Here is a 12,067-nt window from a genome sequence, read left to right on the forward strand (position 1 = left end):
CCCCCTGTAGGAGCGCACCCTGTGCGCGAAAGGCTTTTCGTAAGACTTGGCTAAGAGCATTCGCGCACAGGGTACGCTCCTACAGAGAGTCAGGTGAACGAGTGTAAACAGGCTCTTAGGCTCTCGGCGCAGGCCGGAATGACGAGCAAAAAAACCGGTTGGCCCGACCTTTTCTACCGAGACACTTCATGTACGACCTGCTCCGCCCGCTGCTGTTCGCGCTGGACGCCGAGACCGCGCACGGCCTCACCCTCTATGGCCTGGACGTGGCCCATCGCAGCGAGCTGATGCGCTTCGTCGCCCGGCCCGCCGACGGGCTGCCGGTGGAAGCCTTCGGTATCCGCTTCCCGAACCCGGTGGGTCTCGCCGCGGGCCTGGACAAGAACGCCGACCACCTCGACGCACTGGGTGCGCTGGGCTTCGGCTTCGTCGAAGTGGGCACGGTGACGCCGCGGCCGCAGCAGGGCAACCCGAAGCCGCGGCTGTTCCGCCTGCCGCAGCACGAGGCCATCATCAACCGCATGGGCTTCAACAACGCGGGCGTCGATGCGCTGGTGCGCAACGTGGACAAGTCCGGCTATCGCGGCGTACTCGGCATCAACATCGGCAAGAACAAGGACACGCCGAACGAGCACGCGGTGGACGACTACCTGCTGTGCCTGGACCGCGTATACGACCGCGCCACCTACATCACGGTGAACATCTCCTCGCCGAACACGCAGGGCCTGCGCGACCTGCAGGAAGAGGCCACGCTGCGCCGCTTCGTCGCCACGCTGCGCGAACGGCAGGAACAGCTCGGCTCGCAGGGCGGCAAGCGCAAGCCGATGCTGCTGAAGATCGCGCCCGACCTCTCCGAACACGAGCAGGACGGCATCGCCGAAACCCTGCTCGCCGCCGGCATCGACGGCGTGATCTGCACCAACACCACCATCGACCATTCCCTCGTGGCGGACGATCCGCGCGGCAGCGAAACCGGCGGCCTGTCCGGCAAGCCGCTGCTTGCGCTCTCCACCGACGTGCTGCGCGGCATGCGCCGCCGCCTCGGCGAACGCGTACCCATCGTGGGCGTGGGCGGCATCCTCGACGGCAGCGACGCCGCCGAGAAGCTCGACGCCGGCGCCGCGCTGGTGCAGCTCTACTCCGGCCTGATCTACCGCGGCCCACGGCTGATCGCCGAATGCGTGGACGAAATCCGCCGGCAACAGGAAGGTACGCATGCCGCCTGAAAAGACCGACATGGGCGGCTACACGCTCACCGAAAACACCCCGCTCACCACGCGCAACACACTGCGCGTGAACGCGCGCGCGAAGCTGTTGGCCGAGCTGCGCGACGCCAGCAAGCTGCCCGAGCTGCTGGACTTCCCCGCCGTGCGCAACGCGCCGCTGCTGGTGCTGGGCGAAGGCAGCAATCTGCTGCTCGCCTGCGACTACCCCGGCACCGTGCTGGCGATGGAAACGCGCGGCGTGCAAGTGGAGCAGGACGGCGACGTCGCGCGCATCGCAGTGGCCGCCGGCGAGCGCTGGGACGACTTCGTGCGCTGGTCACTTGGCCAGGGCTATGCGGGGCTGGAAAACCTCATCCTGATCCCCGGCACCGTGGGCGCCGCGCCGATCCAGAACATCGGCGCCTATGGCACCGAGGTCGCCGAATTCATCGAAAGCGTGGAAGCCTGGGACACCCGCGAACACCGCGTGGCCCAGCTCGACCGCGCCACCTGCGCGTTCGGTTACCGGGACTCGCTGTTCAAGCGCGAGCCAGGCCGCTACATCGTCACCGCCGTGCGCTTCGCGTTGCCCCGCTCGCGCGAGCTGCGGCTCGACTACGCCGGCATCCACGAGGAACTCGCGCGCATGGGCGTGGCCAGGCCCGCGCCGTTCCACGTCGCCGAAGCCGTGGTGCACCTGCGCACGCGCAAGCTGCCCGATCCCGCGGTGATCGGCAACGCCGGCAGCTTCTTCAAGAACCCGGTGGTCGATGCCGCGCAGGCCGAAGTGCTCAAGCGCGAGCACCCGGAACTGCCCGCGTGGCCGCAGGCCGACGGCCGCAGCAAGCTCTCCGCCGCATGGCTGATCGAAGCCGCCGGCCTCAAGGGCCAGCGCGAAGGCGACGCCGGCATCTCCAACCGCCACGCCCTGGTGCTGGTGAACCACGGCCACGCCAGCGGCGGCGAACTGTGGGCTTTCGCGCAACAGGTGATCGCCACCGTGCAGGCGAAGTTCGGCGTGCGGCTGGAGCCGGAGCCCGTGGTGGTCGGCGCACGCTGAGCCATTGCTGTCGGGAATATCTCGCGAGCGCTCTTCTCCCCTCTCCCTCCGGGAGAGGGGCTGGGGGTGAGGGTTCGGGCGAAGCGCGGTGCTGGCGTCTTGCGCAAGTCACCGGCAACGCGCTTCGCCCGAACCCTCTCCCGCCCTTCGGGCACCCTCTCCCGGAGGGAGAGGGACTCACTCGTGCGAGTCCGAGCAAATTCAATTTCTCCAATGTTTGTTGTTGAAGCAAAGACCCGCAGCAGCTGAAGGACGAACATGAAGGTGGCTTCGACATGCACCGTGCAAGCCACCCTTCACGCCGCCCGAAGAATCCCCGTGACAGCATGGGCGCTCCCCATCTCCAGGAGCGCTCCATGGCTATCCGCAATGTCGCCGACGTGCTGGTCGAAACCCTCGCCAACGCCGGCGTGCGGCGCATCCACGGCGTGGTCGGCGACAGCCTCAACGGCATCACCGAGTCGCTGCGACAGCGCAAGGAGATGAGCTGGTTCCACTATCGGCACGAGGAGGCCGCCGCGTTCGCCGCCGGCGCCGAATCGCAGCTCACCGGACAGCTGGCGGTGTGTGCCGGCTCCTGCGGCCCCGGCAACCTGCACCTGATCAACGGGTTGTACGACGCGCAGCGTTCACGCACGCCGGTGCTGGCGATCGCCGCGCACATTCCGTCGGTGGAAATCGGCAGCGGCTATTTCCAGGAGACCCATCCGCAGAACCTGTTCCAGGAATGCAGCCACTACTGCGAACTGGTGAGCAGCCCCAGCCAGATCCATCGCGCCGCGGAGATCGCGGTGCGTACCGCGATCGCGCAACGCGGCGTGTCGGTGCTGGTGATCCCCGGCGATGTTGCGCTGGCCGAGGCCAGCGGCCCGGTCGCCGATGCCGCCAGCCTGCTGCCTGCCGCACCGGTGGTGGTGCCGTCGTCAGAGCAACTGGACAGGTTGGCCGGACTGCTGGCCGGCGGCCGCAAGGTCACCCTGTTCTGCGGCCGCGGCTGCGCCGGCGCGCACGACACGGTGATGCGCCTCGCCGCCACGCTGAAGGCGCCGGTGGTGCATGCGCTGGGCGGCAAGGAACACATCGAGTGGGACAATCCCAACGACGTTGGCATGACCGGCCTGATTGGCTACAGCTCCGGCTACCAGGCGATGATGGACTGCGACACCCTGCTGCTGCTCGGCACCGATTTCCCGTACCGGCAGTTCTTCCCGGACGACGCGAAGATCTGCCAGATCGACCTGCGCGGGGAGAACCTGGGCCGCCGCTGCAAGCTCGACCTGGGCCTGGTCGGCGACGTGGGCGCCACCGTCGAGGCCCTGCTGCCGCGCCTGCAGGCCGCGCGCGACGACGGCCACCTCAAGGCCAGCCTCGCCAACTACCGCAAGGCGCGCGAGGGTCTGGACGAACTCGCCACCGGCAAGCCGGGCCAGAAACCCATCCACCCGCAATACGTGGCGAAGGTGGTGGACCAGGTCGCCAGCGAAGACGCGGTGTTCGCCTGCGACGTGGGCACGCCGACGATCTGGGCCGCGCGCTACCTGCGCATGAACGGCAGGCGCCGCCTGCTCGGCTCCTTCGTGCACGGCTCGATGGCCAACGCGATGCCGCAGGCGATCGGCGCGCAAACCGCGTATCCCAAACGGCAGATCGTCAGCCTTTCCGGCGATGGCGGCTTCGCGATGCTGATGGGCGACCTGCTCACCCTGATCCAGCACCAGCTGCCGGTGAAGATCGTGGTGTTCAACAACGGCACGCTGGGCTTCGTGGAGCTGGAGATGAAGGCCGCCGGCTTCCTGCCCGTCGGCGTGTCGCTGGACAACCCCGACTTCGCCGCCATGGCGCGCGCCGTCGGCATCCACGGCGCGCGGGTGGAGGATCCCGGTGATCTGGAGACTGCGGTGCGCGAAGCCTTCGCGCACGACGGCCCCGCCCTGGTCGACGTGGTCACCAACCGGCAGGAACTGTCGATGCCGCCGAAGATCCAGCTCGAACAGATCAAGGGCTTCAGCCTGTGGGCCCTGCGCACCGTGATGAACGGCCGCGGCGACGAACTGGTCGAACTGGCGCGCAGCAACCTGCGGCGCTGAAAGCAATGTCCCTTGAGCCTACCAAGGGTTCCGATCTTGCTCGTCATCCCGGCGAAGGCCGGGATGACGAGAGGCGAAGGTTCGGCTACAGATAAAGCCTCACGCCTTGTGCGGCTTCTCGATATCCGGCAGCAGCAGCGCGCACACGCCGATCAGCGGCAGGTATGCGCACAACTGGTAGACGTAGCCGATGCCGTCGAGGTCGGCCAGCTTGCCCAGCACCGCGGCGCCGATGCCGCCCATACCGAAGGCCAGGCCGTAGAACACGCCGGAGATCATGCCGATGCGGCCTGGCACCAGTTCCTGCGCGTAGACGATGATGGTGGTGAAGGCCGAGGCCAGCACCAGGCCGATCACCACGCTGAGCACGCCGGTCCAGAGCAGGTTCGCGTGCGGCAGCAGCAGGGTGAACGGCGCCACGCCGAGGATCGAGCCCAGGATCACCCACTTGCGCCCCACCTTGTCGCCCAGCGGGCCGCCGATCAGCACGCCCGCCGCCACCGCGGCCAGGAACACGAACAGGTGCACCTGCGCGTTCTGCACCGACACGCCGAAGCTGTGCATCAGGTAGAAGGTGTAATAACTGCTGATGCTGGCGATGTAGAAGTACTTGGAGAAGATCAGCACGCCGAGCAGCAGCAGCGAGAACTTCACCATGCCCGGCGACAGCTCGCGCAACGGCGCGCGGCGGCCGCGCGACTTGCCGCGGCTGGCGTGGTGCCGCGCATACCAGTGGCCCACCTGCACCAGCACCGCGATCGCCAGCAGCGGCGCCAGCGCGAACCACGCCACGCTCCCGCGCCCGTGCGGCACGATGATCCACGCTGCCAGCAACGGCCCCAGCGAGGCGCCGAAATTGCCGCCCACCACGAACAGCGACTGCGCCAGCCCCGGGCGGCCACCCGAGGCCATGCGCGCCACCCGCGAGGACTCGGGGTGGAAGATCGACGAGCCGGTGCCCACCAGCGCCGCCGCCAGCAGCAGCACCGGGAAGTTCGGCGCAGTGGCGAGCAGCAGCAGGCCGCCCAGGGTGAAGCCCATGCCCGCGGCCAGCGAATACGGCATCGGGCGACGGTCGGTCGCCATCCCCACCAGCGGCTGCAGCAGCGAGGCGGTGACCTGGTAGGTCAGCGTGATCAGGCCGACCTGGGCGAAGCTGAGATGGAAGCCGCTCTTCAGCAGCGGATAGATCGCCAGGATCAGCGACTGGATCATGTCGTTGAGCAGGTGCGAGAAGCTGATCGCACCCAGCACGGTGAACTGGGTGCGCTCCGCGGCGGCTACCGGCATCGGCGGTGGAACGACGGGGCTCAACGGAACGGCATCGACGCTGGTCTGCATGGGGAAACCATCGGAAATCGCGGGGAAGGAGTGCGATGGCCTGCGTTGCATCCATCGCTGCACACACGATAATCCGCTGGTCGACGGCCCGCATGCGCCGCCGGGTCAAATTCTGTCGAAATCGGGCCACAAGCAAAGTATCGATTCCATGTCGCCCTCCACCGTTCGCCCTGAGCGTAGGCCCAAGGGGCCGACGCGGGGGGCGGCCAAGGATGCGCTCCTCGCGTGCGCTTGCTTGCGCAAGCTACGCTCAGCGCGAACGGAGTCTCTGATTCACCAGGAAACCATTGAGCAGGCTCCCATGCGCCACACCCGCGTCGATGCCTACGAAAACGCACCCCGCGACGTCGTCGCCACCGGCAACGACTACGCCGCCGGCTACGTGCTGCCCGCGCACGCGCACAAGCGCGGCCAGCTGCTGTACGCCTCCACCGGCGTGGTCAGCGCGGTGACCGACCGCGGCAGCTGGGTGGTGCCGCCGCAGCGCGCGCTGTGGATCCCGCCGGGCGTGCCGCACGAGGTGCACATGAGCGGCGAGGTTTCCACCCGCAGCGTGTACGTGCGGCGCGACGCCGCCGACGCCGCGGGCCTGCCCGCGCATTGCCAGGTGATCGCGGTATCGCGGCTGCTGCACGCCCTGCTGATGGAAGCGGTGGATCTGCCGCTGGAGTACGCGCTGGACGGCCGCGACGGCCGCGTGATGGCATTGCTGCTGGACGAGATCCGCGCGATGCCCGCGCTGCCGCTGAACACGCCGCTGCCCGACGAACCGCGCCTGCGCAGGCTGTGCCGCGCCCTGCTCGCCGCACCCGCACTGGAAATCGACGTGGACGCGATGGCGCACAAGGCCGGCATGAGCCGCCGCCATTTCACCCGGCTGTTCCGCCAGCAGACCGGCATGAGCTTCGCCGCCTGGCGCCAGCAGGCCTGCCTGCTGGCCGCGCTGACCCGGCTGGCCCGCGGCGAAGCGGTCACCACCGTAGCGATGGAACTGGGCTACGCCAGCGCCAGCGCGTTCAGCGCCGCATTCCGCCGCACGCTGGGCGCTCCGCCCAGCCGCTACCTGGCGATGCAGGCCAGCAGCGCCGCAACCTGAACCGCGGCCGGTGTCATCGCTCCGTCATGAAACGACGGCACGGTGTCATCCACGCCCCTGCACGGAGCGCGTGAACCACCGGGGTACCATGCCGGCATGGATCGGCGCGACACGCGCACCACGGATATGCATCGATGAGTTCACACGCCCCCCGCAAGCCCTCGCCCGCCGCCACGGGCGCAGCGGCGGCCAATGACGCGGCCGCCGCGCCCGACCTCGGCGAGCGCCGGCTTTACCTCAACCGCGAGCTGTCGCAGCTGCAGTTCAACATCCGCGTGCTGGACCAGGCGCTGGACGAGCGCACGCCGTTGCTGGAACGGTTGAAGTTCCTGCTGATCTTCTCGCGCAACATGGACGAGTTCTTCGAGATCCGCGTGGCGGGACTCAAGGGCCAGATCGCGCTGGACCACGAACTGCTCGGCGCCGACGGCATGGCTCCGCGCCAGACGCTGGCCGAGATCGGCGCGATCGCGCACAGGCAGATCGAGCGGCAGTACGCGATCCTCAACGAACGCATCCTGCCGGAGCTCGCCGCGCACGGCATCCGCATCGCGCGGCGCGACCAGTGGGCGCACCGGCAGAAACAATGGGTGCGCCGCTACTTCCGCGAGGAGGTGGCGCCGCTGGTGACGCCGATCGGGCTGGATCCCACCCATCCGTTCCCGCTGCTGGTCAACAAGAGCCTCAACTTCATCGTGCAACTGGACGGCACGGACGCGTTCGGCCGCGACTCCGGCCTCGCCGTGGTGCCGGCCCCGCGCGTGCTGCCCCGGCTGATCCGCATGCCCGACGACATCACCGAGGGCGGCGACTGCTACGTGCTGCTGTCCTCGATCATCCACGCCCATGCCGAGGAACTGTTCCCAGGCATGAACGTGCTCGGCTGCTACCAGTTCCGGCTGACCCGCAACGCCGACCTCGCGCTCGATCCCGAGGACGTGGAAGACCTGGCGCTGGCGCTGCGCGGCGAGCTGTATTCGCGCCGCTTCGGCAGCGCGGTGCGGCTGGAGGTGGCCGACAACTGCCCGAAGACGCTCACCGCGCACCTGCTGAAGCAGTTCGGCCTCGCCGAGTCGGAGATGTACGAAGTGAACGGCCCGGTGAACCTGGCGCGGCTGTTCCGCATCGCCAGCAAGGTGAACTACCCCACGCTGCAGTACAAGCCGTTCGTGCCCGCGCTGCCGAAGGTGCTGAAGCATGCCGAGGACCTGTTCGCGGTGATCGCGAAGCAGGACGTGCTGCTGCTGCATCCCTACGAATCCTTCGCGCCGGTGGTGGACCTGCTGCGCCAAGCCGCGAAGGACCCGCAGGTGCTGGCGATCAAGCAGACGCTGTACCGCACCGGCGCGGACTCGGAAATCGTCGACGCCCTGGTCGACGCCGCGCGCGCGGGCAAGGAAGTGACCGCGGTGGTGGAACTGCGCGCGCGTTTCGACGAGGAATCCAACCTCACCCTGGCTTCGCGCCTGCAGCAGGCCGGCGCGATGGTGATCTACGGCGTGGTGGGCATCAAGACCCACGCCAAGCTGATGCTGATCCAGCGCCGCGAAGGCAGCGAACTGGTGCGCTACGCGCACCTGGGCACCGGCAACTACCACACCGGCAACGCGCGGCTGTACACCGATTACAGCCTGCTCACCTCCGACGAAGTGCTGTGCGAGGACGTGCACAAGCTGTTCAGCCAGCTCACCGGCATGGGCAAGATGCTACGCCTGCGCAAGCTGCTGCAGGCGCCGTTCACGCTGAAGCAGGGCCTGCTCGACCTGATCGCGCAAGAGGCGGCAAACGCCGCGGCCGGCAGAGACGCACGCATCCTCATCAAGATCAATGCGCTCACCGATCCCAAGATGATCCGCGCGCTGTACAAGGCCAGCATCGCCGGCGTGCGCATCGACCTGATCGTGCGCGGCATGTGCTGCCTGCGCCCGGGCGTGCCCGGCGTGTCGGAGCACATCCGCGTGCGCTCGGTGATCGGCCGCTTCCTGGAACACAGTCGCGCCTACTGGTTCGCCAACGACGGCGAGCCGCGTCTGTACCTCTCCAGCGCCGACCTGATGGAACGCAACCTGGACCGCCGCGTGGAATGCGCGTTCCCGATCGAGGGCAAGAAGCTGCAGCAGCGCATCTTCGGCGCGCTGGAGCTCTACCTCGCCGACAACGTCGGCTCCGCGGAACTGCAGGCTGACGGCAGCTACCGGCCGGTGACGCGCGCCCCCGACGAGGCGGTGCTCGACGCGCAGCAGCAATTGCTGGAGAAGTTCTGCGGCACAGAGGCGTAGCGGCGACGCGTAGGAGCGGCTTCAGCCGCGATGCCCTGGCGGGATGTTCAAAAAGCCGAGAAGCGTCGCGGCTGAAGCCGCTCCTACACCGCTCCCATGCGCCGTTCCTGCGCTGGCGCCGGGCGGGCTATTTGAGGTGACGCCGCACCCACTCCACGTAGCGGTCGACGAAGCCCTGCAGGAATTTCTGCGTGCCCTCGTTGGCGACGTGGCCTTCGGCGTCGATCAGGCCGTCGTCCTTGAATTGCACGAACACCTCGGGCTGCGCCAGCATCGCCACGTCGACGAAGACCAGCGAGTTGCGCAAGTGCTGCTGCGCCAGCGCGCTGCCGGTGGCACCGATCGAGGCCCCGATCACCGCGCCCGGCTTGCCGGCGAAGGAGTTGGTGCCCCAGGGGCGCGAGGCGACGTCGAGCGCGTTCTTCAGCACTCCCGGCACGCCACGGTTGTATTCCGGCGTGACGAACAGCAGCGCGTCGGCAGCCTCGATCTCGCGCTTCAGGCGTTTGGCCTCGGCCGGATAGTCGGCGTCGAAGTCCTGGTCATACAGCGGCAGATTGTCGATGCGGACGTGCTCGAAGACGAACTCCTTCGGCGCCAGCCGTTCCACCGCACGCGCCAGCCGCTTGTTGATCGACGCCTTGCGCAGGCTGCCCACCAGTACCGCTACCTTGATCGTGCTCATGCAGGGTGCTCCACGGAGAAGAGACAGATGCGCGTGCCCGGCGCATTCCGCTCATTGGACATGCGGCACGGTCAAGCACACGTGACGGGTGGCATCAGCGCGCGTACAGCGCATCGCGCAACAACTCGCGCCGGCTCGGGTCCGGCTCGCCCAGCCAGGTCAGCCTGTCTTGCGAACTGTCACCAGGATCGACTGCCGGCGGCAGATTCCCCGAACGTTGCGCAAACAGTCCCCACATCGCGTGGTCCCCCGCGTCGTACAGCAAAGCCACACGCTCGGTCGGGCAGTCGTGCGGCTTGCATGCGGTCACCAGCAGCATGCTCTTGCCACCCACCTGCATGGTCTGCACCGGCGTCGCCGTGCCCCCCGTACGCACCCAGGCCGGTAGCACCTGCACCCCGTGCAATGCATCCAGCGTCTTCACGAAGTCCGGGCGCCGCAGCAGGTCGAACAGGTAGACCGGCGCCACGGCCGGCCTGGCAGCCATCGTCGCTGCGGCAGCCGGCGGCGCCGGCGTGGCCGGCATGCCAGGAGAGGATGCGGAAGGCGCCGGCGCCGCCGGCTGCTGCGAGCCTTGCGAACAGGCCGCGCAAACCAGCGTCGCCGTCAATGCGCATCCGAGCATGGAAAACCTCATGGCGAGCCTCCTGTCGCAGGGGCGCGGGACCTCAACCTGGTCAAGGCACGCAATACCCGCTGACGCGCAGGCGCGCGCATCATTTCGCCTGCAAGGTATCCATGGCCTTCTTGGCATCGGCATGCGTGGCATCCAGCGTGGTCGCCATCAGGCCCTGCTCGGCCTGCCCGAGAGCGGTATGCAAACGGGCCTCGGTGGTGGCATCGCCTTTCGCATCGACGATGGCGCCCTGCCCCATGCCCTTGCAGGGATCCCCCGCCTTGGCATCGAAGCCCTTGCCCGACGTCCCGACCAGACAGTTCACCACATGGTGCAGATGGGTATGAGCCATCGCCAGGTCGGCCGCCCCCAGCGCCATGCCGGCATGCGCGCCAGCCGTCGCGACCTGCTTCGACACCGCACCATTCGTATCCGCCGCCTGCACGGCAACCGGCAGGGAGAGCGCCAGCAGCAAAGCCGGCAATCCACACGCAAAACGCTTCGTCATGACACGACTCCCGGATGACGCGGCATGGGCCACGGTCCGCCAACTATGGCGCGACGTTCGTGAGGAAAGGGCAAAGACACGCCAGGGCATGCGGCAGCAATGGGCAAGGGCGCGTTGCCCCCCCCTTGCCTGCGGCCCGACGTCCGGACTGGATCATGGGCGCTGCCAGCGCGTGGCGATCGAGGTCGCCCGCGATCGGCACGCCGCAACGCGGCGTCGAAGGCAACGGGCGCCGGCTCACGCCGTGCCGCCGGTGCCCGTGGGTTACGATGTCCGGCCGTCCGAATGGATCGTTCACCGTGTCGCACTACACCGGCCCGCTGCTCACCCGCCCCACCGTCGCTGCGCTGCTCGCCGCGCGCGATGCCGGCGCCGCCGGGTGGACGGGCTCGCTGGACCTGGGCCGCTCCACCGGCGCCGCGCAGTTGCAGGCGGACGCCTGGCAATGGCGCGACGCAAGCTATCCCTGGCCGTCCGTACCGAAGGATCGCAGCATCCACTACTGGGATGGCGAGGCGTTCGCGCCGGCGGCGCACTTCTCCGGCTCGCTGATCAAGCTGGTGCCCACCGAATGGGACGTGCCCACGTTCGAGATCGACGGCATCAAGATGCTGCCCACCGCGCAGGCATCGCCGCTGGACGACGCACGCCGCAAGGTGGCGCTGGTCGAACCGCGCGGCAAGGTGGTGCTGGATACCTGCGGCGGCCTGGGCTACTTCGCCGCCTGCTGCCTGGATGCAGGCGCGGCGCGCATCCACTCTTTCGAGAGGAACCCCGACGTGCTGTGGCTGCGCACGCTGAACCCGTGGTCGCCCGACCCGGACGCGCCGGAACACGGCGGGCGTCTGCAGCTCGTCCACGCGGATGTGTCGCAGGCCATCACGCAACTCGCCGATGCCTCGGTGGATGCGCTGCTGCACGATCCGCCGCGCTTCGGCATCGCCGGCGAGCTGTATTCGCTGGCGTTCTACCGGCAGCTTGCCCGCGTGCTGCGTCGTGGCGGCCGCCTGTTCCACTACACCGGCAGCCCGAACAAGCTCACCAGCGGCCGCGACGTGCCGCGCGAGGTGGCAAAACGGCTGGAGGAAGCCGGCTTCAAGGCGCAACTGGCGCTGGACGGGGTACTGGCGACGCGGCGCTGAGAGTGTTCCGCGCCGGCACTGACGCAGCGGACTGGCGAACCACGACGC

General features: G+C 68.4%; 10 protein-coding genes. 6 read left to right on the forward strand and 4 right to left on the reverse strand.

Features of this window, described 5'->3' with window-relative positions:
* The first annotated feature begins 188 nt into the window (after positions 1-188).
* From ABQJ54_RS14385 to poxB, 3 genes are all read left to right on the forward strand, one after another.
* Positions 189-1,226, forward strand: coding sequence for a quinone-dependent dihydroorotate dehydrogenase (locus ABQJ54_RS14385; protein ID WP_367855005.1), 1,038 nt, complete (start codon positions 189-191; stop codon positions 1,224-1,226).
* Between the two features lie 10 nt (positions 1,227-1,236).
* On the forward strand, positions 1,237-2,265 hold the full coding sequence (gene murB / locus ABQJ54_RS14390) for a UDP-N-acetylmuramate dehydrogenase (RefSeq protein ID WP_367855353.1): 1,029 nt from the start codon (positions 1,237-1,239) through the stop codon (positions 2,263-2,265).
* 356 nt (positions 2,266-2,621) lie between these two features.
* On the forward strand, positions 2,622-4,352 hold the full coding sequence (poxB, locus tag ABQJ54_RS14395; protein WP_367855006.1) for a ubiquinone-dependent pyruvate dehydrogenase: 1,731 nt from the start codon (positions 2,622-2,624) through the stop codon (positions 4,350-4,352).
* A gap of 99 nt (positions 4,353-4,451) precedes the next feature.
* Here poxB and ABQJ54_RS14400 read toward each other — a convergent pair whose 3' ends face one another.
* A complete protein-coding gene (locus ABQJ54_RS14400) occupies positions 4,452-5,693 on the reverse strand; it encodes an MFS transporter (RefSeq protein WP_367855007.1) in 1,242 nt (413 codons plus the stop codon).
* Between the two features lie 301 nt (positions 5,694-5,994).
* On the opposite strand from ABQJ54_RS14400, the gene ABQJ54_RS14405 reads away from it, so the two are divergent.
* Together ABQJ54_RS14405 and ppk1 are read left to right on the forward strand one after the other, a co-directional pair.
* On the forward strand, positions 5,995-6,789 hold the full coding sequence (locus tag ABQJ54_RS14405; protein ID WP_367855008.1) for an AraC family transcriptional regulator: 795 nt from the start codon (positions 5,995-5,997) through the stop codon (positions 6,787-6,789).
* 134 nt (positions 6,790-6,923) lie between these two features.
* Positions 6,924-9,068: a polyphosphate kinase 1 gene (ppk1, locus tag ABQJ54_RS14410; protein WP_367855009.1), complete on the forward strand. Its 2,145-nt coding sequence runs from the start codon at positions 6,924-6,926 to the stop codon at positions 9,066-9,068.
* A gap of 127 nt (positions 9,069-9,195) precedes the next feature.
* Here ppk1 and ABQJ54_RS14415 read toward each other — a convergent pair whose 3' ends face one another.
* The 3 genes from ABQJ54_RS14415 to ABQJ54_RS14425 form a co-directional block, all read right to left on the reverse strand.
* Complete coding sequence (locus tag ABQJ54_RS14415; RefSeq protein WP_367855010.1) at positions 9,196-9,753, reverse strand: NADPH-dependent FMN reductase; 558 nt, start codon at positions 9,751-9,753, stop codon at positions 9,196-9,198.
* A 94-nt stretch (positions 9,754-9,847) separates the two neighbouring features.
* Entirely contained in the window at positions 9,848-10,390 is a 543-nt protein-coding gene (locus ABQJ54_RS14420; protein WP_367855011.1) for an Ivy family c-type lysozyme inhibitor, read from the reverse strand.
* Between the two features lie 79 nt (positions 10,391-10,469).
* On the reverse strand, positions 10,470-10,844 hold the full coding sequence (locus ABQJ54_RS14425; protein ID WP_367855012.1) for a hypothetical protein: 375 nt from the start codon (positions 10,842-10,844) through the stop codon (positions 10,470-10,472).
* A gap of 332 nt (positions 10,845-11,176) precedes the next feature.
* On the opposite strand from ABQJ54_RS14425, the gene ABQJ54_RS14430 reads away from it, so the two are divergent.
* A complete protein-coding gene (locus tag ABQJ54_RS14430; protein WP_367855013.1) occupies positions 11,177-12,019 on the forward strand; it encodes a class I SAM-dependent methyltransferase in 843 nt (280 codons plus the stop codon).
* The last annotated feature ends 48 nt before the right edge of the window (positions 12,020-12,067 follow it).

It is taken from the genome of Rhodanobacter lycopersici (assembly GCF_040812335.1).
GTDB lineage: Bacteria > Pseudomonadota > Gammaproteobacteria > Xanthomonadales > Rhodanobacteraceae > Rhodanobacter_A > Rhodanobacter_A lycopersici.

Excerpts from the sequence above, each read along its gene's own strand:
- ABQJ54_RS14385 (WP_367855005.1), top strand. The coding sequence starts at position 189 with ATGTACGACCTGCTCCGCCCGCTGCTGTTCGCGCTGGACGCCGAGACC.
- murB (WP_367855353.1), top strand. The coding sequence starts at position 1,237 with ATGGGCGGCTACACGCTCACCGAAAACACCCCGCTCACCACGCGCAAC.
- poxB (WP_367855006.1), top strand. The coding sequence starts at position 2,622 with ATGGCTATCCGCAATGTCGCCGACGTGCTGGTCGAAACCCTCGCCAAC.
- ABQJ54_RS14400 (WP_367855007.1), bottom strand. The coding sequence starts at position 5,693 with ATGCAGACCAGCGTCGATGCCGTTCCGTTGAGCCCCGTCGTTCCACCG.
- ABQJ54_RS14405 (WP_367855008.1), top strand. The coding sequence starts at position 5,995 with ATGCGCCACACCCGCGTCGATGCCTACGAAAACGCACCCCGCGACGTC.
- ppk1 (WP_367855009.1), top strand. The coding sequence starts at position 6,924 with ATGAGTTCACACGCCCCCCGCAAGCCCTCGCCCGCCGCCACGGGCGCA.
- ABQJ54_RS14415 (WP_367855010.1), bottom strand. The coding sequence starts at position 9,753 with ATGAGCACGATCAAGGTAGCGGTACTGGTGGGCAGCCTGCGCAAGGCG.
- ABQJ54_RS14420 (WP_367855011.1), bottom strand. The coding sequence starts at position 10,390 with ATGAGGTTTTCCATGCTCGGATGCGCATTGACGGCGACGCTGGTTTGC.